The organism is Leisingera sp. ANG49, from assembly GCF_059694505.1.
Genome location: NZ_JCATZN010000003.1, coordinates 107120 through 125859, shown reverse-complemented (window position 1 = coordinate 125859; position 18740 = coordinate 107120). Strand labels below are relative to the sequence as shown.

At 64.4% G+C, this 18740-nt stretch carries 23 protein-coding genes; 14 read left to right on the top strand and 9 right to left on the bottom strand.

What is annotated here, in order from left to right; genetic code table 11:
* The first annotated feature begins 284 nt into the window (after positions 1-284).
* From AC58NV_RS10970 to AC58NV_RS10930, 9 genes are all read left to right on the top strand, one after another.
* The gene (locus AC58NV_RS10970) at positions 285-1082 is read left to right on the top strand and encodes a S49 family peptidase (protein WP_497227159.1); all 798 of its coding nucleotides are present in this window, start codon (positions 285-287) and stop codon (positions 1080-1082) included.
* Between the two features lies 1 nt (position 1083).
* The gene (locus AC58NV_RS10965) at positions 1084-1257 is read left to right on the top strand and encodes a hypothetical protein (RefSeq protein WP_174146202.1); all 174 of its coding nucleotides are present in this window, start codon (positions 1084-1086) and stop codon (positions 1255-1257) included.
* Positions 1254-2210, top strand: a complete 957-nt coding sequence (locus tag AC58NV_RS10960; protein WP_366661308.1) for a calcium/sodium antiporter — start codon at positions 1254-1256, stop codon at positions 2208-2210. Before AC58NV_RS10965 ends, AC58NV_RS10960 begins: the two co-directional genes overlap by 4 nt.
* Before the next feature lie 34 nt (positions 2211-2244).
* Positions 2245-3021, top strand: coding sequence for an SDR family oxidoreductase (locus AC58NV_RS10955; RefSeq protein ID WP_497227158.1), 777 nt, complete (start codon positions 2245-2247; stop codon positions 3019-3021).
* Positions 3022-3332: 311 nt separating this feature from the next.
* The gene (uvrC, locus tag AC58NV_RS10950) at positions 3333-5213 is read left to right on the top strand and encodes an excinuclease ABC subunit UvrC (protein ID WP_497227157.1); all 1881 of its coding nucleotides are present in this window, start codon (positions 3333-3335) and stop codon (positions 5211-5213) included.
* 204 nt (positions 5214-5417) lie between these two features.
* Positions 5418-5894 carry a DUF922 domain-containing protein gene (locus tag AC58NV_RS10945; protein WP_497227156.1) on the top strand — a complete coding sequence of 159 codons (477 nt, stop codon included), beginning with the start codon at positions 5418-5420 and terminating at the stop codon, positions 5892-5894.
* Positions 5895-6024: 130 nt separating this feature from the next.
* On the top strand, positions 6025-6696 hold the full coding sequence (gene pgsA, locus AC58NV_RS10940) for a CDP-diacylglycerol--glycerol-3-phosphate 3-phosphatidyltransferase (RefSeq protein ID WP_497227155.1): 672 nt from the start codon (positions 6025-6027) through the stop codon (positions 6694-6696).
* Complete coding sequence (gene moaD / locus AC58NV_RS10935; protein WP_174146196.1) at positions 6696-6941, top strand: molybdopterin converting factor subunit 1; 246 nt, start codon at positions 6696-6698, stop codon at positions 6939-6941. The genes pgsA and moaD overlap by 1 nt, the downstream gene beginning before the upstream one ends.
* 4 nt (positions 6942-6945) lie before the next feature.
* Positions 6946-7392, top strand: a complete 447-nt coding sequence (locus AC58NV_RS10930) for a molybdenum cofactor biosynthesis protein MoaE (protein WP_497227154.1) — start codon at positions 6946-6948, stop codon at positions 7390-7392.
* A gap of 250 nt (positions 7393-7642) precedes the next feature.
* Here the strand turns inward: AC58NV_RS10930 and AC58NV_RS10925 are convergent, their stop codons facing one another.
* Genes AC58NV_RS10925 through ubiA form a run of 3 tightly spaced genes read right to left on the bottom strand, consistent with a single transcriptional unit; the run spans position 7643 to position 10866 of the window.
* Positions 7643-7957 (bottom strand): hypothetical protein, encoded by a 315-nt coding sequence (locus AC58NV_RS10925; RefSeq protein ID WP_039131391.1) that lies wholly within the window; start codon positions 7955-7957, stop codon positions 7643-7645.
* Complete coding sequence (locus AC58NV_RS10920) at positions 7954-9843, bottom strand: OmpA family protein (RefSeq protein WP_497227153.1); 1890 nt, start codon at positions 9841-9843, stop codon at positions 7954-7956. The genes AC58NV_RS10925 and AC58NV_RS10920 overlap by 4 nt, the downstream gene beginning before the upstream one ends.
* 60 nt (positions 9844-9903) lie before the next feature.
* A complete protein-coding gene (ubiA, locus tag AC58NV_RS10915) occupies positions 9904-10866 on the bottom strand; it encodes a 4-hydroxybenzoate octaprenyltransferase (protein WP_497227152.1) in 963 nt (320 codons plus the stop codon).
* 12 nt (positions 10867-10878) lie between these two features.
* On the opposite strand from ubiA, the gene AC58NV_RS10910 reads away from it, so the two are divergent.
* From AC58NV_RS10910 to AC58NV_RS10895, 4 genes are all read left to right on the top strand, one after another.
* Positions 10879-11604, top strand: a complete 726-nt coding sequence (locus AC58NV_RS10910) for a 16S rRNA (uracil(1498)-N(3))-methyltransferase (protein ID WP_497227151.1) — start codon at positions 10879-10881, stop codon at positions 11602-11604.
* A complete protein-coding gene (locus AC58NV_RS10905; RefSeq protein WP_497227150.1) occupies positions 11604-12281 on the top strand; it encodes a hypothetical protein in 678 nt (225 codons plus the stop codon). The genes AC58NV_RS10910 and AC58NV_RS10905 overlap by 1 nt, the downstream gene beginning before the upstream one ends.
* A gap of 233 nt (positions 12282-12514) precedes the next feature.
* Positions 12515-13042, top strand: coding sequence for a hypothetical protein (locus AC58NV_RS10900; protein WP_497227149.1), 528 nt, complete (start codon positions 12515-12517; stop codon positions 13040-13042).
* 65 nt (positions 13043-13107) lie between these two features.
* Positions 13108-14478, top strand: a complete 1371-nt coding sequence (locus AC58NV_RS10895) for a glutamate--cysteine ligase (RefSeq protein ID WP_497227148.1) — start codon at positions 13108-13110, stop codon at positions 14476-14478.
* A 107-nt stretch (positions 14479-14585) separates the two neighbouring features.
* Here AC58NV_RS10895 and AC58NV_RS10890 read toward each other — a convergent pair whose 3' ends face one another.
* Entirely contained in the window at positions 14586-15062 is a 477-nt protein-coding gene (locus AC58NV_RS10890) for a YHS domain-containing (seleno)protein (protein ID WP_497227147.1), read from the bottom strand.
* A 240-nt stretch (positions 15063-15302) separates the two neighbouring features.
* On the opposite strand from AC58NV_RS10890, the gene lfb1 reads away from it, so the two are divergent.
* Positions 15303-15653: an LIC10280 family protein gene (gene lfb1 / locus AC58NV_RS10885; RefSeq protein ID WP_174146187.1), complete on the top strand. Its 351-nt coding sequence runs from the start codon at positions 15303-15305 to the stop codon at positions 15651-15653.
* Here lfb1 and AC58NV_RS10880 read toward each other — a convergent pair.
* Genes AC58NV_RS10880 through AC58NV_RS10860 form a run of 5 tightly spaced genes read right to left on the bottom strand, consistent with a single transcriptional unit; the run spans position 15643 to position 18740 of the window.
* Complete coding sequence (locus AC58NV_RS10880) at positions 15643-15915, bottom strand: hypothetical protein (protein ID WP_497227146.1); 273 nt, start codon at positions 15913-15915, stop codon at positions 15643-15645. The genes lfb1 and AC58NV_RS10880 overlap by 11 nt on opposite strands.
* Positions 15912-16517, bottom strand: a complete 606-nt coding sequence (gene plsY, locus AC58NV_RS10875) for a glycerol-3-phosphate 1-O-acyltransferase PlsY (RefSeq protein ID WP_497227145.1) — start codon at positions 16515-16517, stop codon at positions 15912-15914. Before plsY ends, AC58NV_RS10880 begins: the two co-directional genes overlap by 4 nt.
* The gene (gene pyrC, locus AC58NV_RS10870) at positions 16517-17827 is read right to left on the bottom strand and encodes a dihydroorotase (protein ID WP_497227144.1); all 1311 of its coding nucleotides are present in this window, start codon (positions 17825-17827) and stop codon (positions 16517-16519) included. The genes plsY and pyrC overlap by 1 nt, the downstream gene beginning before the upstream one ends.
* Positions 17824-18207 carry a hypothetical protein gene (locus AC58NV_RS10865; RefSeq protein ID WP_174146183.1) on the bottom strand — a complete coding sequence of 128 codons (384 nt, stop codon included), beginning with the start codon at positions 18205-18207 and terminating at the stop codon, positions 17824-17826. The genes pyrC and AC58NV_RS10865 overlap by 4 nt, the downstream gene beginning before the upstream one ends.
* Positions 18207-18740 carry a hypothetical protein gene (locus AC58NV_RS10860; protein WP_497227143.1) on the bottom strand — a complete coding sequence of 178 codons (534 nt, stop codon included), beginning with the start codon at positions 18738-18740 and terminating at the stop codon, positions 18207-18209. Before AC58NV_RS10860 ends, AC58NV_RS10865 begins: the two co-directional genes overlap by 1 nt.

Sequence of the window (18740 nt, the reverse complement as noted above, 5' to 3'; positions counted from 1 at the left end):
AGGCAAAGCGCTCCCACCCCTCCCGGACGGGCCCGGCACGCGTGCCGCGTATTGCGCTTGCGGAGGGCGTCATGCGCCGCGCCGCGCGGCAGCGCGGCGCGTGGCCCAACGGGAAGACGGCGGCTGCAGGCTGCCGGCCTGACGGGCGGGAGAGCATCCGGGCTATTTGCCAGGCGCAGACCAGCGTTGCATTTATGCCCGCGGCGGGGCGGTTTTTTCATTTCACGCCTATTCCCAAGACCGCGCACCTTGTTTCACCCCGGGCGGCCCTCTACATCGGCGCCATGAGATTTCGCCTGCCTTTCCTGAAAAGACAGCCGCTGGTGGCAGTGGTGCGCCTCAATGGCGCCATCGGCATGCCAGGCCGCGGCTCCCTCAGCGATACCGCGCTGGCCCCGGTGCTGGAGCGTGCCTTCCGCAAGGGCAAGCCCGCCGCGGTGGCGCTGGAAATCAACTCTCCCGGCGGCTCGCCGGTGCAAAGCTCGCTGATCGGCGCCCGCATCCGCCGCCTGGCCGAGGAAATGGACATCCCGGTCTATGCCTTTGTCGAGGACGTGGCCGCTTCCGGCGGCTACTGGCTGGCCGCGGCTGCGGATGAGATCTGGGCCGACGCCAGCTCCGTGCTGGGTTCGGTTGGGGTCATCTCGGCAGGTTTCGGCGCCCATGTTCTGCTGGCCCGCCAGGGCGTGGAGCGGCGGGTATATACCGCGGGGCAGAGCAAATCCATGCTGGATCCGTTCCGCCCGGAGAACCCCGAGGATGTCAAACGCCTCAAGGTGATCCTGAACGACATCCACGCCAACTTCATCGACCATATCACTGAACGCCGCGGGTCCAAGCTGCACAGCGATGAAGATCTGTTCACCGGCGAGATCTGGCTGGCGCGCCGGGCCGAGGAGCTGGGGCTGATCGACGGCATCGGCCATCTGAAACCCAAAATGCAGGAACAGTTCGGCGAGAAGGTCCGCTTCCGCCGCTACGGCCTGAAAAAACCGTTCTGGAGCCGCTTCGGTATGCAGGTCGCGCAGGACGCGCTGGCCGGGATCGAGGAGCGCGCCGAATACGCGCGTTTCGGTCTCTGACGTGCTGTTCAAGATCGTTGCAATCTTTCTGGTGGTGATGGCTGTGCTTGCGATGTTCGGCAAGCTGCGGTTTCCCGGCCAGAAGCAAATCAATTCCAGGCGCTGCCCGTCATGCGGCCGGTTCAAGATCGGCAAGGGGCCGTGCGCCTGTAGAAAAGGAGATCGTGGCAAATGATGCCATGGCTGTACTCGGCGCTTGGTCTGGTGATCCTGCTGCTGGCGGGCGACGCGCTGGTGCGCGGCGCGGTGAACCTCAGCCTGCGGCTGGGTGTGCCTGCACTGATCGTCAGCCTGACCATCGTGGCCTTCGGCACCTCGGCGCCGGAGCTGCTCATTGCCATCAGTGCTGTGCACGAGGGGGCAGACGGTATCGCGCTGGGCAACGTGGTGGGGTCGAACACCGCAAATATCCTGCTGGTGCTGGGCATTCCCGCACTTATGCGCGCCCTGCACACCAGCGAATGCAGTACCCGCAAGAACTACATCTTCATGCTCGGGGCCTCCGTGCTGTTCATCGGCCTGGCCTTCTGCGGCACCTTCACCATCTGGTCCGGCCTTATCCTGCTGGCTGCGCTTGCCGGGGTGCTCGGCATAGCCTTCCACGAGGCGCGCAACCACCGGCGCAACGGCAAAGGCTGTGCCGCGGATACGGAGCTGGAAGAGATCGAGGAAGCCGATCCGGACATGCCATACTGGCGGGTCTGCATCTATCTGCTTCTGGGCCTGATCGGCCTGCCGCTGGGGGCTGACCTGCTGGTGGACAATGCCAGCATCATTGCGCGTACCTATGGCATCAGCGAAACGGTGATCGGCCTGACGCTGGTGGCGATCGGCACATCGCTGCCGGAGCTGGCCACCACCGTGATGGCGGCCCTGCGCCGCCAGGCTGATGTGGCGCTGGGCAATGTGATCGGCTCCAACATGTTCAACCTGCTGGCCATCATCGGCATAGCCACCTTTGTCGGCCCGATCAGCGTAGACCCGGAGTTCCTGCAGTTCGACCTGTGGGTCATGCTGACGGCCTCGCTCTTGCTGATCCCCTTTGTCTTCTTCAAACAGGATATCACCCGTATCTGGGGCGGCGTTCTGTCCGCGCTCTATCTGGCCTATATGTTCGTCCTGTTCTAACTCTGACAGTGCGGGCGGCAGCAGGGAGGCGCAGATGCGGGCATTGGTGACCGGAGCGGGCAGGCGGCTGGGCCGGGCCATGGCGCTGGAACTTGCAGCGCAAGGGTGCGACGTGGCGGTCCACTATGCGTCTTCGGCTGATGCGGCAGAGGAGACAGCCGCACAGATCCGCGCAGTGGGCCGTCAGGCTGTGCCGCTGGCGGCGGACCTGCTGGAAGAGGATCAGGCGCAGGCGCTGCTGCCGCGCGCGGCTGAGGCGCTGGGCGGTCCCGTCACCTGTCTGGTGAACAACGCGTCCGTGTTCGAACATGACACCCTGGCCACAGCCACCCGCAGCAGTTGGGACCGGCATATGGGCAGCAACCTCAGGGCTCCTTTTGTGCTGCTGCAGGCAATGGCGGCACAGGAGGTTGCTTTGGAAGCTGACGCGGCGGGCGAACCTCGCGCCTGGGGCCTGGCGGTCAACATGATCGACCAGAGGGTGCGCAAGCTGACGCCGGAGTTCATGAGCTACACCCTGGCCAAATCGGCGTTGTGGACGCTGACCCGAACCGCAGCCCAGGCGCTGGCGCCGCGGATTCGCGTCAACGCAATCGGCCCGGGCCCTACCTTGCAGGGGCCGCGGCAAAGCGAGGAACAGTTTGCCCGGCAGCGGAAGTCCACGATTTTGCAGCGCGGCGGGGACGCAGGGGACGTTACTGCGGCGCTCAGCTATCTGCTGCGGGCAAAAGCGGTTACCGGCCAGATGATCTGCGTGGACGGCGGCCAGCACCTGGGCTGGAGAACCCCGGACAACGACGGTCTTGAGTGACGCAAACAGGGACAAAACCGTCCCTTTTGCCGCAAGTTTTGCACCGGTTCACCTGCCGTCACGGAAGCGTTACAAAAGTGCCTTTCTTTTCAAAACCTTGACAGGTGGCAGGAAAAATTTTGCGTTAAATCAGCATCTTATTGAAGTGCCTAAAAATTGGGCATCCGTCCAAAACCGCTCTGATATAAGAGAAAAGCCGGGATAGCCCAAAGATATCTCCGCAGTTATCCACAGGTTCCGTGGATTTCCCCGCTCTTGATCCGGACAGGCAAACGTTGCAGCCAGGGGCAGGGAATCATATGTCTGGGCGCATGACTGACCAGCCTTCCGAGACAGCCCCGGATTCGCCCGCCCGCACCGGTTATGCGGTGATCCAGGATTATGTAAAAACGCTGGACGCATCGCCCGGCGTTTACCGGATGCTGGATGCGGACAGCCGGGTGCTCTACGTGGGCAAGGCACGCAATCTCAAGGCGCGGGTGTCGAATTATACCCGCCCCGGCAACAGCCCGCGGATCGAGCGGATGATCGCGCTCACCGCCTCGATGATGTTCCTGACCACCCGGACGGAAACCGAGGCGTTGCTGCTGGAACAGAACCTGATCAAGCAGCTGAAGCCCAAGTACAACGTGCTGCTGCGCGACGACAAAAGCTTCCCGAATATCCTGGTGGCCAAGGATCATGCCTTTCCGCAGATCAAGAAGCACCGCGGCGCCCGCAAGCAGAAGGGCAGCTATTTCGGCCCCTTCGCCAGCGCAGGCGCGGTGAACCGGACACTGAATCAGCTGCAAAAGGCGTTCCTGTTGCGCAACTGCTCGGATTCGATGTTCGAGACCCGCACGCGCCCCTGTCTGCAATACCAGATCAAGCGCTGCACCGCGCCCTGCACCGGGCTGATCAGCGAAGAGGATTACGCCGCCAGCGTTCGCGACGCCGAGCGTTTCCTGTCCGGCCGATCCACCAAGATCCAGGAGGAGCTGGCGGAGCAGATGATGGCCGCCTCCGAGGCGATGGAGTTCGAACGCGCCGCTGCCCTGCGCGACCGGATCAAGGCGCTGACCCAGGTGCAGACCAGTCAAGGCATCAACCCGCGCGGTGTGGCAGAGGCAGATGTGATCGGCCTGCACATGGATGGCGGCCAAGCCTGCGTGCAGGTCTTCTTCATCCGTGCCAACCAGAACTGGGGCAACCAGGACTTCTATCCGCGGGTGGATGCCGACATGAGCCCGGCAGAGGTCATGGAGGCCTTCCTCGGCCAGTTCTACAGCAACAAGGAGCCGCCGCGGCAGCTGATCCTGTCAGATGGTATCGAAAACGCCAACCTGATGGAGGCGGCGCTGAGCGAGAAAGCCGAGCGCAAGGTCGAGCTGCTGGTGCCCCAGTGCGGCGAAAAGACCGAGCTGGTGGCCTTTGCCGTGCGCAACGCCCGCGAAAGCCTGGCCCGCCGCTTGGCCGAAAGTGCGACCCAGGCGAAACTGCTGCGCGGGCTGGCCGAGGCCTTTGGACTGGAAGGCCCGCCGCAGCGGATCGAGGTCTATGACAACTCGCATATCCAGGGCACAAATGCGGTGGGCGGCATGATCGTGATGGGGCCGGAGGGCTTCCTGAAAAATGCTTACCGCAAGTTCAACATCAAAGGTGACGACCTGGTGCCCGGCGATGACTTCGGCATGATGAAGGAAGTGCTGAACCGCCGCTTCTCGCGCCTGCTGAAGGAAGACCCGGACCGCGGCAAGGGCCTGTGGCCGGACCTGCTGCTGATCGACGGCGGCGCCGGTCAGGTCTCGGCGGTGGCGGAGATCATGGAAGAACATGGCGTGCAGGACATTCCCATGGTCGGCGTCGCCAAGGGCGTGGACCGCGACCACGGCAAGGAAGAATTCTACCGTCCCGGCGAAAGCGCCTTTGCCCTGCAGCGCAACGATCCGGTGCTCTATTTCATCCAGCGCATGCGGGACGAGGCGCACAGGTTCGCCATCGGTACCCACCGCGCCAAGCGCGCCAAAGCGCTGAGCGCCACGCCGCTGGACGAGGTGCCGGGCGTCGGCGCTTCGCGCAAGCGGGCGCTGCTGGCGCATTTCGGCAGCGCCAAGGCGGTGAGCCGCGCCAATCTGGCTGACCTCAAGGCTGTGGATGGAATATCCGAGGCGCTGGCAGAACGGATCTACGACCACTTTCACGCGCGGGGCTAGGCTGCTGAATTTGGGCCATGGGAGTATCGTGCTATGTCTGAAGGGCAGCCGTTAACTGCCTGGAGGGATTATGTCCGTCTCCCTGACCGTGATTCCGTTGTCTATGACACCTACCCGGTGTCCGGAAAAACGCTGCCCGACATTGCCAAGAGCATCAAGTAGAGCGGGCCGAAGGATCCGAACGACAACAAGAAGGTGGCCTTTTTGACCACCACGGAATTGGAATGCCTGACCGCCAAGGGCAAATACGTGGCAGACGGCAAAGCCAAGATCGACAATAAAACCGGCTGGATCGAGGTGACGGCCAAGGTCTCAGCGCTGAAACTGATCTTGCATACGACGGTCAAGTGCCCGAAACGCTCTGTCAGCGGGCTGTCGCCGCGGGCGCTGATCGAATGGTACCGCTTCTATGCCTGCTGCCTGGCGCATGAGGCCCAGCACTTGGACAAGGCCAAGAAGGAATGCGGGAAGATCGCCAAGGAGCTGAACAAGCTTAAAGGCACCGGATTGGCGGATACCGAGGCGGATGCACTAAAGATGGCCAAGGAAGATCTGATGCGGGAGATCAAAAATCATATCTTTGTTGACCGCGACCGGTTGAACGAGGTGCACCGGAAGTTTGATCATTCCAGCCACCACGGCGAAAAGAAGGGCGCGCTGCTGGATACCTCCGTAGGGTGAGGGATGGGCCCGTTCCGCGTGCAACCTGCCCGGATTGCTGCAGGCTGGCGCGGTGCGCCAGCGCCAGCCATTGCCGAATTTTGGCTAACCCCGCTTTCCACTTGCGAAACAGCCGGATAATGTGCGCCGCATGAAGTGGACTTTGCCCAATATCCTCACCCTGCTGCGCCTGGTCGCGGCGCCCGGCCTGGCCGTGATGTTCCTGTATTTCCACCGGCCCTATGCGGACTGGTTTGCCTTGCTGCTGTTTGTGACGGCGGCGGTGACCGACTGGTTCGACGGCTACCTGGCGCGGGCCTGGAAGCAGGAAACCAAAATGGGCGCGATGATGGATCCGATTGCCGACAAGGCGATGGTGGTGATCGCGCTGATGATCCTGGTGGGATACTCCACCGAACACTGGACCCCATGGCTGGTGCTGCCCGCCACGGTGATCCTGTTCCGCGAAGTGTTTGTGTCCGGCCTGCGCGAGTATCTTGGCGCTGCGGCCGGCACGCTGAAGGTGACCAAGCTCGCCAAGTGGAAAACCACGGCCCAGATGATCGCGATTGCCACGCTGTTCTCGCAAGGAATCTTCGAGCACTATCTGGTGATGTCCTCCTTTGGCATGGATCAGGCGCTGATCGACCAGATCATGACGGGGCAGGTTTCTGATGAAACGGGCCTGCGCTGGAAATTCGACGGCATGGTCTGGACCGGCCGCATCGGGCTGTGGCTGCTGTGGATTGCTGCCGCCCTGACCGCGTTCACCGGGATCGACTACCTGCGCAAGGCGATGCCGCATTTGAAGGAGGCTCACTGATGGATGTCTTGTATTTCGCCTGGGTGCGCGAGCGCATCGGCCTGCCGCGCGAGCGGGTCGAAACCACCGCTGCCACGGTGGCGGATCTGGTCGAGGAGCTGCGCGGGCGTGAAGACCGCTATGCTGCCGCCTTTGCCGACCTGTCGGCCTTGCGGGTGGCGCTGGACCAGGAACTGTCGGAGTTCGACGCGCCGCTGGACGGCGTGCGCGAGGTGGCGTTCTTCCCGCCGATGACCGGAGGCTGACGCGATGCGGATCTCGGTTCAGGAGGCTCCGTTTGAATTGGGTGCCGAAAGCGATGCCTTTGCGGCGGGGGTTTCCAATGCAGGCGCCGTGGTGACCTTCACCGGCGTTGTGCGGGACGCCGATCAGGGCGGGCTTCGGGCGATGGAGATCGAGCACTATCCCGGCATGACCGAAAAGGCGCTGACCGCGATCGCGCAGGAGGCCATGACACGCTGGTCGCTGGCCGATGCCCTGGTGATCCACCGCCACGGCCGCCTGGCCCCGGGCGAGCGCATCATGATGGTCGCCACCGCGGCGCGCCACCGCAAGGATGCCTTTGAGGCGGCGGAGTACCTGATGGACTACCTGAAGTCCCGCGCGCCGTTCTGGAAGAAGGAGATTCTGGAAGGCGGCGGCACCGGTTGGGTCGAGGCCAAGGATGCCGACGAGGACGCCCTGAAGCGCTGGTGAGGCCGAGGCGGAGCCGGGGGCTCCCGCCAGCCATTCAATCATCAAGAGATGATTTCCGCCTGTTGGGCCGGGCGCCGCGCTCTGCGCGGCGTTTTCCTTTTGCTGAGAGGGCCTGACAGGGCCGATCAGCCGATCAGGCCCAATTCGAGTGTGTTTGAAGACTGGCGCGTCAAGGACATGCGCGCATCGCGGGGCCTGCGGCCTCCTTGGCCCGCCGGAGCCTGCAGGCGCGGCAGGACTCTTCCCAAGGTCAATGCGGAATTTGGGAGCGCAGCTCTTCAGCCTCGCGGCGGGCCTCGCGCAGGCCTTCCATTGCCGCCCGCAGCTCCGCTTCGGTCTGGGTCAGCTGGTTGGTCAGCTCCGCCTCGCGCTGCTGCAGATAGGTGATCGCTTGGTCGCGGGTTTCCTCCGCCTCGTGCAGCTCCTGGCTCATCCGGTCGAGGTCAGCCACATCGCTTTGCCGCACGCGGGTGAAACGATGCACCAGCCAATTGGCAAACCAGCCCATGGCAAAGGCCGCAAACAGGATGATCGCGGTGGTGATGATGAACTCTGTCCTGTTCATTCCTCTGTGGTCTCCTGTGCGTCATCTGCGCTTGCGGCAGCCTCGCCGCTGTTCTCGTTTTCCGCTTCCGCCTGCTCAGCCGGGCGGACCAGCTTGAACTCGATGCGGCGGTTAGCCTCGCGGCCTTCTTCGGTGCCGTTGTCGGCGATCGGCTCGCTCTCGCCATAGCCCTTGGCTGCAAAAGTCGAGGTCAACACCCGGCGCGCGCGCAGTTCGTTCAGCACCGATTGCGCCCGGGCCTGGCTGAGGTTCTGGTTCATCACTTCGCGGCCCTGGCTGTCGGTGTGGCCCTGGATCTCCAGCCGCACCGGGCCACAGTTGGCAAGCACTTCGGCGATCCGGTCCATGGTGCCGGCGCTTTCGGCGGCAATGGTGGCAGAGCCGGGTTCAAAGGCGATCTTCGACTCGGCTTGGGCGCCGGCCAGCTGCGCCTCGCAGAGTTCCGGCGGGATCGGCTGATCCTTGGGGGCGGGAGGCTCCTCATAGCTGATGTCGAGACCGTAGGTTTCTGCCTCGCCCAGTTTGGCGGACAGGAAGCGGGCGATCTCGGACGGGGCGTCCTTGCGGTAGCTCATGCCGCGCAGTTCCAGGTTTTCCGGTGTTACCGTCACCGAGCCGCGCTGCAGATAGGACAGCGCCTCCAGCCCGGCCAGCACCCGCACCGGCCAGTCGGCGGGCAGGTCGGCGACGACGCGGGTGGCGGTATGCACGTTGGCTGAGCCGAAGCGCGCCTTGGCATAGCTGTCCGCCACGGTGCGCAGCGCCGCATCGCTGAGCCGGCCGCGCAGCTGCACCTGGCCTTCGGGGCTGAGGGTGGCAGTGAATTCGGGCGGCCCGGCGGTGGCGCTGGCCTCGGGCACCGGCAGCACCGCGTGCAGGGCAAAGACCCGGGGCAGGGCGCTTTCCAGTTCGCCCACCACATGGTCGAAGGTGCCGCTGGCAGTGCCTTCTGCGGCCACCAGCGTGATATCGGCATTGGCGATGGTGACGGAGCCGCCGCCCAGCTCGTTCAGGCTGGCAATGCTGAGTTCCGCCGCGCGGGCCCAGTTCGGCGAAGGGACACCCATGCCGATCACGCAATCGGCCTCGCCTTCCAGCCCCGCTGTGCGGGCCGCGGCGAGGATTCGCTTGCGGCTTTCCTCGCTCTCGGCGGAGCAGGCGTCGAACTGGGCGCCGTCCTTGTCCAGCAGGAACCGCAGGGTAAAGGGAGTGATCACCGGGCGCGGCGCCGCAATGTCCATCGCGAGCCGCAGCCCCGGCGGCGCCAGCCGGCCAAGCTGCTCCTCCAGCTGGTGCTTGGCCTCCTCGCTGCCGGAAATTGCGGTGATGGACACCTCGCCGGCTTCAACCGAAATCTTGGCGCGCGGCAGCAGCTTCAGCGCCTCGACAGCGAAATCCAGGGCCTGCTGCCAGCCTTCGGGCTTGGTGTATTTGGCTGTTTCCAGGAGGTCCGCCACGCTGCCTTCACCGGCCAGCGCGTTCAGCTGTTTGACCATGGCCGCACGGCCGGAGCCTGCCGGGATCAGGCCGATGATGGAAATGCCGCTGTCGTTGCGCAGGATTTCCGCGGAAAACCGCGGCGGCGCCAGCCCCTTGGCCGGGGGAACCTCCATCCCGTCGATGATCCGGGCCGCATCCACCACACCGCCAACCAGCGAGATCACCGAAAACCGGGTTGCCTCGTCGGGAGCGGTGCCTTCGAGCAGCACCTGCAGCCCGTCCGCCGTGACCTCAGCCCAGGTATGCCCGGCGCTGTCCAGCGCCTGACGCACCCCGGTTTCAGTGCTGCGTTCCACCGCTGTGACGGCAAATCCGGCAGCAACAAGGCTCAGCCCTGCGGCGGCGGTGAAGGCCAGGCCTGGGATCAGCAGAGAGGACAAGCGCATATGGCGGCAGTTTCCCTTGGTCAGTTAGTGGCTCTTACCCTGCACGGGGCCGTGGTTCAATCACACGAACATGGCGAGGGCAAAGAAGATCAGCGGGATCAGGCCGGTATCGCGGTTGAGCCGGAACAGCTGCAGCAGCCGGGCATTGTTTTCCGCGTCAAAGGCGCGCAGCTGCCAGGTCATGTGCCAGCCCATCGCCCAGGGCCCAGCCAGCGCCAGCACCAGCGCCAGGACAGAGGCGCTCTCCAGCATCGCGCCGATCACTGCCATCGCCATCAGGCAGACAAAGGCAACGATGAACCGGCGCAGCCACATCGGTGTTTGGCTGCCGAACAGCCGGGCGGTGGACTTCACCCCGATCAGCGCGTCATCCTCAGTGTCCTGATGGGCATAGATGGTGTCATAGAACAGGGTCCAGGCGATGCCTGCCAGGTACAGCAGCACGGGCGGCCAGCCCATGGACCCGGTATGCGCCACCCAGGCCAGCATGGCGCCCCAGTTGAAGGCAAGGCCCAGAAACACCTGCGGCCACCAGGTGAACCGCTTGGCAAAGGGATAGACCGCCACCGGCAGCAGCGACAGGATGCCCATGGCAATGGCCGCCTGGTTGAAGGTCAGCAGGATTGCAAGGCCAGCCAGGCACTGCAGCCCCATCCAGGCCAGCGCGCCCTTGACCGTGACCTGGCCCGAGGGGATCGGGCGCGAGCGGGTGCGCTCCACCTGGCCGTCGAAGTTGCGGTCGGTGATGTCGTTCCAGGTGCAGCCCGCCCCGCGCATCAGCCAGGCGCCGGCAGCGCAGCCGATGGCAATCCACAGGTCGCTCCAGCGCGGGCTTTGATCCGCGAGGATCGCCAATGCCAGCCCCCACCAGCAAGGGATCAGCAAGAGCCAAGTGCCGATCGGCCGGTCAGCGCGGCTGAGGCGCAGGTAGGGCCGTGTCCACTCCGGGGCATATGTGTCGACCCAGTTTCCCTTGACCGCATCCGCGACCTGACCCTCTGGCGCTGGCTTCTGGCCTTGCATATGTAGGACCCCATGAGTGCGAAAATCAGACTGTATGTAGAGCACCCTTTGGGGGCAGGGCAATCACTTCCCTTGGATCGTGATCAAGCGCATTACCTGTTTGGAGTGATGCGTCTGACGGCGGGCGCCCATGTGGCGCTGTTTAACGGCAAGGACGGCGAGTGGCTTGCCGAGGTTGCGGAGGCAGGCAAGCGCGGCGGCACGTTGGTTTGCCAGGAGCAGACGAAGCCCCTGCAGCTGCCGCCGGACCTGTGGCTGATGTTTGCCCCGATCAAGAAGGCGCGCACCGATTTCATTGTCGAAAAGGCGGCGGAGATGGGCGCCGCCCGCATCCTGCCGGTGCAGACCGAGTTCACCAATTCCGAACGCATCCGCCAGGACCGGCTGCAGGCTCATGCGGTTGAGGCGGCAGAGCAATGCGGCGGCACCTATGTGCCGGAGGTGGCGGATTTGCAGAAACTCCCGCGCCTCTTGGACCAGTGGCCCGCCGAGCGGCAGCTGATGTTCTGCGATGAGGCTGAGGTGGGCAATGCGCTGCAACTGGCCGCGGAGACGCAGAAAGACGCCCCATGGGCCATTCTGATCGGCCCGGAAGGCGGCTTTTCCGAAGCGGAGCGCAAACGCCTTCACGCGCTGCCGCAATCCCATGTGGTCAGCCTCGGCCCCCGTATTTTGCGCGCGGACACCGCAGCCGTGGCCGCCATGACCCTATGGCAGCAGGCGCTGGGGGACTGGTAATGGAAGAGCCGCACCGTGAATTGCATCTGTTTTTTGCGGTGGAAAATTCGACGGCGGTTATCCTCTACCGGGCTAAAAGCAGCCTGTACCGGCTGATCTCTTGGGAGACAAAAGGCGATACTTTTTTTCTTGGCCAGTGGATCAAAACGAGGGTTTTTGAACCCGCGTGCGCAGTTTCCCCCGATGGAAAGTACTTTGTGTACAGTGCAATGCATCGCGGAACTCCGGATGTCTTCACGGCTCTTAGCATCGCACCCTATTTTACAGCGCTTGAGTTCAAGACGGGGCTAACCAGTTTTGACGCTGGGGGGTACTTCGTGGACAAGGATACTGTGACCTTTCACCACACAATGTCCAATGGTGGAACAATCCAATTGGACTGTGGCTTGCGGCAAGACACCGACTGGAAGAATTGGTCTCATTGCCGAAGCGCAAAAGATGCGGGCATTTCTTATCACGAGCAGATTGCATTGCGGGAATCAGTCCAATCCAAACGAGGGAAAATTACAAGTTTGCTAGATTGCTACGAATGCGTCGGCAGTAAGCTCTTTCGAAAGACTGCTGAAGGATTGGAGCTCTTGTTGGATTGTTCCTTTATGCAGTTTGAGGCAATCAAAGCTCCTTACGACGGCTGTTCCCCCGTGCGTCCCGAGCGTTGGCACAGTGGGTCGCCATGACACAACGGCAACAGGCGAGGCGCTGGTAAGAGTGGGGCAAAGCCTCTGGTCACGGTTTGGAAACAATTTTCGGTTAACCTTTGCATGTGCGTCAGGGGCAGCCGGCGGTGCAGAAACCGCCCATGCAGCCTGCAATCGGCCTGGCCGCCATTGCATCCGCCGCCCTGACCCCACAAGTAAGGAGGACAAGGCAGGCCGCTCCGTCTGCCGGACGTTTTTATGAGGCGAAACACATGAGTTTCATCCGCCCCGAAGCCCGCGAAGCGCTGTGGCAATGGCGCGAGGTCCTGGCCGCTGCCCTGTTGTTCCTGCTGGGGCTGAAATGGGCGTTTTCCTCGGCCGGCTTCACTGCGATCACCGGCTGGGCCTTGATTGCCACCGGGCTGGTGACCGCAGTGATCGGCGCCCAGCGGATGCGGTTCCGGCGCGGCACCGGCGGCCCTGGCGTGGTGCAGGTGGACGAGGGGCAGATTGCCTATTTCGGGCCGCTCACTGGCGGCGCCGTGGCAGCCTCAGAACTGGAGCGGCTGGCGCTGGACCACACTTCCAAACCGCCGCACTGGCTGCTGGAACAGCCCGGCCAGCCACCGCTGGCAATCCCGGTGAATGCGGAAGGCTACGAGGCGCTGTTTGATGTCTTTGCCGCCCTCCCGGGCCTCAAGACTGAGCGGATGCTGGCAGAACTGCGCCGCCGCGGCCCTCACCAGGTCGTGATCTGGGAGCGTGCCGCCAGCCGGCCGGAACATCAGCGCCTGCATTGACACCGGCGGCGATTCCGCCCACGACTGACCGTTCAAGACAGATCTAACAGGACGGAGTGCCAGGCATGTCCATTCCCCAGTCCGGCGGCGGGCCGATCGAACGCCACGAGCAGCTTGCCCAGTATCTTGCCGACGGTTGCAAGCCCAAGGAAGACTGGCGCATCGGCACCGAGCACGAGAAGTTCGGCTTCTGCAAGGACACGCTGAAGCCGCTGCCCTATGCCGGTGAGCGCTCCATTCAGGCGGTGCTTGAGGGCCTGCGCGACGGCCACGGCTGGGCGCCGCTGACTGAAGGCGGCAACCTGATCGGCCTGACCAAGGACGGCGCCAACATCAGCCTGGAGCCGGGCGGCCAGCTGGAACTGTCCGGCGCGCCGCTGGAGACCATCCACGAGACCTGCGACGAGGTGAACGCCCACCTGCGCGACGTCAAGGACATCGCCGACAAGATCGGCGTCGGCTTCATCGGCCTGGGCGCCGCCCCGGTGTGGCACCATGAAGACATGCCGCTGATGCCCAAGGGCCGCTACAAGCTGATGGACGGCTACATGCAGGAGGTCGGCACCATGGGCACCACCATGATGCGCCGCACCTGCACCGTGCAGGTGAACCTCGACTTCTCGTCCGAGGCCGACATGGTGCAGAAGCTGCGGGTGGCGCTGGCACTGCAGCCGGTCGCAACCGCGCTGTTCGCCAATTCTCCGTTCCTGGATGGCCAGCCTAACGGCCACAAGTCCTGGCGCGCCCGTGTCTGGCGCTCGCTGGACGCCGACCGCACCGGCATGCTGCCGTTTGTGTTCGAGGAAGGCTTCGGGTTCGAGGCCTGGGTGCAATATGCGCTCGATGTGCCGATGTATTTCGTCTACCGCAACGGCGAATACATCAACGCGCTCGGCATGTCCTTCCGCGACTTCCTGAAGGGCGAGTTGCCCGCGCTGCCAGGCGAAACCCCGACGCTCAGCGACTGGGCCGACCACCTGACCACCATCTTCCCCGAGGCCCGCATCAAGAAGTTCATTGAGATGCGCGGCGCCGACGGCGGCCCCTGGCGCCGCCTCTGCGCGTTGCCTGCCTTCTGGGTGGGGCTCACCTATGATCAAAGCGCGCTAGACGCGGCCTGGGATCTGGTCAAGGGCTGGGATGCAGAAACCCGCGACGCGTTGCGCGTCGCTGCCTCGGAACAGGGGCTGCAGGCCAAGGTGAACGGCATCAGCGTGCACGAGCTGGCGCGCGAGGCGGTGGCGATCTCCGAAAGCGGCCTCAAGGCGCGCGCGCGCCCCGGCGCTGGCGGGCTGGTGCCGGATGAAACCCACTTCCTGAACGCTCTGAAGGACAGCCTGGAGACCGGCAAGGTCCCCGCGGATGAGCTGATGGAGCGCTACAACGGCGCCTGGGACGGGGATCTCTCCCGCATCTACAGCGAATTCGCCTACTGACTACGGACGAAAGAGGCCGCGCTCCGGGCGCGGCCTTTTTGCATTGAGAAACCGGCGGCAGATTGCCCTGCCGCCGGTTGTTTGCACGTGAGTGGCGGCTTCAGGCCTTACTGCGTCTGCAGCTCCGCCGGGTCTTTGTCCGCAATATCGGTCCAGTTGGCGTTGGCATTCTGGATGAAGCCCGGAATGTCGCCTTCCCAGCGGTCCTGAATGTCCTGCGACAGGTTCAGGTACAGGGTGTTGTCGACGATCTTCCAGTGGTTCGGATCGCCGTCGAACTTGAAGCCCATCGCGGTGCCGAAGGCGCAGTAGCCGCCGTAGGCCGGCACATAGGCTTCGGGATTCTTCTCAAAGGCCGCTTTGTGCTCTTCCGAGGCAAAGCGGTAGGTTGCGTCATTGTAAATGGAAGTGATTTTGTAGCTGCCCTTGGTGGGGGCACCGTCCGTGAAATATGCGACCGGGTCATAGCCCTGCATGGCCAGGCCGGTGGAGGATGCGTTGATCTCAACGCCCGCCGCCAGTGCCGAGGTTGCCATCGCAACCGACAGAGCCACACCGCTGATCAGTGCTTTTACTTTGTTCATGGTCCCGTCCTTTCAATTCCCGGCCGCGGCGTTCCCAATTGCTTGCCTGGCCGGCGTTTCACCATGTGTGCCGCGGTATGCTGCGGGTCACGGCACCGATGTGGAGAGCCGGCCGATCACATTCAAAACAACTCAAATTGACTGTGCGCGGGGCGGCAGCTGGCTGTGCATCGCCGCGCAGAACGGGTGACAGGCTGCACAGATGCGGGCAGAGTGAGGGCAGGCCAATTGGAGACTTGTATGATACGCCCATTCCCCACCCGCCGCGCAATTCTGGGCGGCCTATTGGCGGCAGCAGCCTTTGCAGGGGCGGCCGCAGCCCAAAGCATCAGCGGCAGCTACCGCGCCGAGGGGCGCAACCCCGACGGCAGCACTTATGCCGGCACGGTGCAGATCCGCGACAACGGCGGCGCCATTGAGATGAACTGGCAGGTCGGCAGCCAGACTTATGCCGGGACCGGCACCCGCAACGGTGATGTGGTCTGGGTCAATTGGGGCGATACCTACCCGGTGGTCTACGTGCGGATGCCCAATGGCGAGCTGCACGGCACCTGGTCCAACGGCCGCGCGCTGGAGCGGCTCATTCCGTGACCTGCAGCGTCAGAACGAAGCGGACGACCTTTTCCGCAGGCATCTCGCAGGGCTTCAGCCGCGCGCCGGAGGCCAGCCGGTAGAGGTTGAGGCTGATGTAACCCGTGCCGCCCAGCTCCCGCGCCACGAGTTTCTGAGCCTTGCCGCCGGCCAGGTCCTGGCGGACCGCCGCATAGCGCCGCCCGTCAGCTTTCCCTGTGAAGGCGCCCAGCGGCAGGGCGTCAAAAGCTGCAAGAAAGGCCTGCAGCTTCTCCGGTGTCACTTCTGGCCGATCCGCGGCTCGGTGCCTGCCCGCAGCCGGGCGATATTGGCCGAATGACGGACAAAAACCACCGCCGCCAGCAGCACCGCCAGAACCGCAACCGACTGATATCCCAGCAGCAATGCCCAGACCGCACCGGAGGCGGCCGAAACCAGCGCCCCCATGGAGGAGATCCGGCTGACCGCCGCCGCCGCAAGCCAGGTCAGGCAGCAGGCAATACCCACCGGCCAGGCCAGCGCCAGCATCAGGCCCAGGAAGGTTGCAACCCCCTTGCCGCCCTTGAAGCCCAGCCAGACCGGAAAGCAATGGCCGAAGAAGGCCAACAGACCTGCCGTTTGCGCCGCATCCTCGCCGGCCAGAAAGCGGGCCAGCAGCACCGCCGCCGCGCCCTTGCCGCCATCCAGAAGCAGTGTCAGCGCCGCGGCGGCCTTGCTGCCGGTGCGAAGCACGTTGGTGGTGCCGATATTGCCGGAACCGATTTCCCGCAGGTTGCCGAGCCCGAAGGCCTTGGTGACCACCATGCCAAACGGCACCGAGCCCAGGCCGTAGCCGATCACCGCCCACAGGAGCAGAGCGGCAGCAGAGCTTTCGAGTACTGGCATCAATCCCTCCGGTAGACGGCCTCGCCGGCCACATAGGTTGCTTCAACCCGGCCTTGCATCCGCTGGCCGTCATAAGGCGTGTTCTGCGATTTCGAGCGCAGCTTGAAGCGGTCCAGCACAAACGGCACATCCGCATCGAACAGAACCAGATCGGCGGGCGCGCCTGCCGCCAGGCGGCCGCTCTCCAGTCCCAGCCGTTTGGCCGGGTTCAGCGCCATGGCGCGGAACAGGGCGGGCAGGTCCAGGAGTTCCGCATGGTACAGCCGCAGTGCCGCAGGCAGCAGCGTCTCCAGCGCCACCGCACCGGCTGCGGCTTCCTCGAACGGCAGCCGCTTGCTTTCCTCATCCTGCGGCGTGTGCATCGAGGAGATGATGTCGATCAGCCCTGTGCGCACCGCCTCAACCACCGCCAGCCGGTCGTCTTCCGAGCGCAGCGGCGGCTTCACCTTGAAGAAGCTGCGGTAGCCCGCCACGTCCAGTTCATTGAGCGTCAGGTGGTGGACCGAGGTGCCTGCAGTGATGTCGAGCCCGTTCCTCTTGGCGCGCTCCAGCGCGGGCAGCGCGCGCGCGGTGGTGATCTGGTCGGCATGGTATTTGGCGCCGGTCATCTCCAGCAGCGCAATGTCACGGTCCAGCCCCATCCGCTCCGCCATCGGCGACACCGCGGGCAGGCCGTACAGGGCTGCGAACTTGCCGCTGGTGGCGGCCGCGCCCTTACTCAGAACCGGTTCCTGCGGGTGGGCAATGACCAGCGCGCCGCAGGAGCGGGCATAGGTCAGCGCCCGCTGGAACACCTTGGTGTTGCTGACCACGTGGTCGCAGTCGGAAAACGCCACCGCGCCGGCATCCATCAGGAAGCCGATCTCGGTCATCTCGCGGCCTTCCCGCCCCTTGGTCAGCGCGGCCATCGGCAGCACGTTGACCGGCGCGTCGGCCTGGGCGCGGCGGGTGACAAATTCCAGCGTCTCCGGGCTGTCGATTGCCGGGGTGGTATCGGGGCGGGTGACGATGGTGGTGACACCGCCCGCCGCTGCTGCAAGCCCGGCGGTTTTATAGCTTTCCTTGTGCCGCTCGCCGGGCTCGCAGACCTTGACGCCGATATCCACGATCCCCGGCGCCAGGCATTTGCCGCCGCAGTCCACCTCGGTCACATCATCCGGCGCGAGGCCCTGCGCGCGCAGCATCCGGGCAGGATCGGCGGCATCCTTTTCAACCGCTGCGATCCGCCCGTCCCGCACGAGAACCGCGCCCGGCGTGTCGGTGCCTGCCTCAGGGTCGATCAGGCGGGCGTTGATGAAGAGAGTGGTCATGCCTTGGCTCTTTCAATTGCGTTGAGGGTCGCGGCCGGGTCGGCCTGGTATTTGATCAGATGCTTGTCGCCGGTCTTTGTGACCACCTGCACATAGCTGCCCATGGTTTTGACAGCTTCGATTTGGGAAACCGGCACCGAACGCCCGGCGGGGCCTGAGAGGTTTTCACGGGTCAGGGTCCAGACCACCGCCAGCTCCTCGCTGGCCATATACCAGCCGCGCAAGGCGATGGCGGCCAGCCCGCCCACGGCGCCGGTCCAGATGTGCGGACTGTCCATGAACCACAGCACGGCCATTGCGCCGCCCATGCCGGCCGCCGCCATCCAGGCATGCGCGCGGACATAGGCGCTGCGGTCGGGCTTGAACTCGGTCACAACCATCAGAACACCAGGGCCCATACAGCCAAGGCAATCAGGGTCATGACAATGGTAAACAGCGTGGCGCCGATGCGGCGGGCCTGGCTGCGGGCCTCGCGCGGGGACAGCTTGGGGGCGGAGAAAGGCTTGGCGCTCTCGGCGGTGGCAGGGGCGGCGCTCCAATTGGTCCGCCGCTCGCCATAGGTGCCCTTGAGCACGATCTGATCCGCGGGGGTGAGCCGGGCCTCCTCTCCGCCGAAGGCGCGGGAGCGGATCAGCAGCACATGGCCTTCCAGTGCCCGCAGCATCTCGCGGTCCTCCTCGACCTGTGCCCGCGGCACCCCGCAGCCTTCGGTGAGATAGCCGGTCAGGCCGATGTCTTCCAGGTCGGAGACCGGGAAGATTTCCACCTGGTCCATGTCCAGGGCTTCGATGCCCAGAACCTGCACTAGCGCACCGGGCTCCTTCAGGAACGCCGCCTGCTCGGGCCGCATGTCGAGCGCAAAAAGCCGGATCACGCCGCGCTCGCCCGCCGGGATATGAATGACACCCTCCAA

What these genes read in the sequence shown, in the direction of transcription:
- AC58NV_RS10970 (WP_497227159.1), top strand. Translation starts at nt 285, where the DNA reads ATGAGATTTCGCCTGCCTTTCCTGAAAAGACAGCCGCTGGTGGCAGTG.
- AC58NV_RS10960 (WP_366661308.1), top strand. Translation starts at nt 1,254, where the DNA reads ATGATGCCATGGCTGTACTCGGCGCTTGGTCTGGTGATCCTGCTGCTG.
- AC58NV_RS10955 (WP_497227158.1), top strand. Translation starts at nt 2,245, where the DNA reads ATGCGGGCATTGGTGACCGGAGCGGGCAGGCGGCTGGGCCGGGCCATG.
- uvrC (WP_497227157.1), top strand. Translation starts at nt 3,333, where the DNA reads ATGACTGACCAGCCTTCCGAGACAGCCCCGGATTCGCCCGCCCGCACC.
- pgsA (WP_497227155.1), top strand. Translation starts at nt 6,025, where the DNA reads ATGAAGTGGACTTTGCCCAATATCCTCACCCTGCTGCGCCTGGTCGCG.
- moaD (WP_174146196.1), top strand. Translation starts at nt 6,696, where the DNA reads ATGGATGTCTTGTATTTCGCCTGGGTGCGCGAGCGCATCGGCCTGCCG.
- AC58NV_RS10930 (WP_497227154.1), top strand. Translation starts at nt 6,946, where the DNA reads ATGCGGATCTCGGTTCAGGAGGCTCCGTTTGAATTGGGTGCCGAAAGC.
- AC58NV_RS10925 (WP_039131391.1), bottom strand. Translation starts at nt 7,957, where the DNA reads ATGAACAGGACAGAGTTCATCATCACCACCGCGATCATCCTGTTTGCG.
- AC58NV_RS10920 (WP_497227153.1), bottom strand. Translation starts at nt 9,843, where the DNA reads ATGCGCTTGTCCTCTCTGCTGATCCCAGGCCTGGCCTTCACCGCCGCC.
- ubiA (WP_497227152.1), bottom strand. Translation starts at nt 10,866, where the DNA reads ATGCAAGGCCAGAAGCCAGCGCCAGAGGGTCAGGTCGCGGATGCGGTC.
- AC58NV_RS10910 (WP_497227151.1), top strand. Translation starts at nt 10,879, where the DNA reads ATGAGTGCGAAAATCAGACTGTATGTAGAGCACCCTTTGGGGGCAGGG.
- AC58NV_RS10905 (WP_497227150.1), top strand. Translation starts at nt 11,604, where the DNA reads ATGGAAGAGCCGCACCGTGAATTGCATCTGTTTTTTGCGGTGGAAAAT.
- AC58NV_RS10900 (WP_497227149.1), top strand. Translation starts at nt 12,515, where the DNA reads ATGAGTTTCATCCGCCCCGAAGCCCGCGAAGCGCTGTGGCAATGGCGC.
- AC58NV_RS10895 (WP_497227148.1), top strand. Translation starts at nt 13,108, where the DNA reads ATGTCCATTCCCCAGTCCGGCGGCGGGCCGATCGAACGCCACGAGCAG.
- AC58NV_RS10890 (WP_497227147.1), bottom strand. Translation starts at nt 15,062, where the DNA reads ATGAACAAAGTAAAAGCACTGATCAGCGGTGTGGCTCTGTCGGTTGCG.
- lfb1 (WP_174146187.1), top strand. Translation starts at nt 15,303, where the DNA reads ATGATACGCCCATTCCCCACCCGCCGCGCAATTCTGGGCGGCCTATTG.
- plsY (WP_497227145.1), bottom strand. Translation starts at nt 16,517, where the DNA reads ATGCCAGTACTCGAAAGCTCTGCTGCCGCTCTGCTCCTGTGGGCGGTG.
- pyrC (WP_497227144.1), bottom strand. Translation starts at nt 17,827, where the DNA reads ATGACCACTCTCTTCATCAACGCCCGCCTGATCGACCCTGAGGCAGGC.
- AC58NV_RS10865 (WP_174146183.1), bottom strand. Translation starts at nt 18,207, where the DNA reads ATGGTTGTGACCGAGTTCAAGCCCGACCGCAGCGCCTATGTCCGCGCG.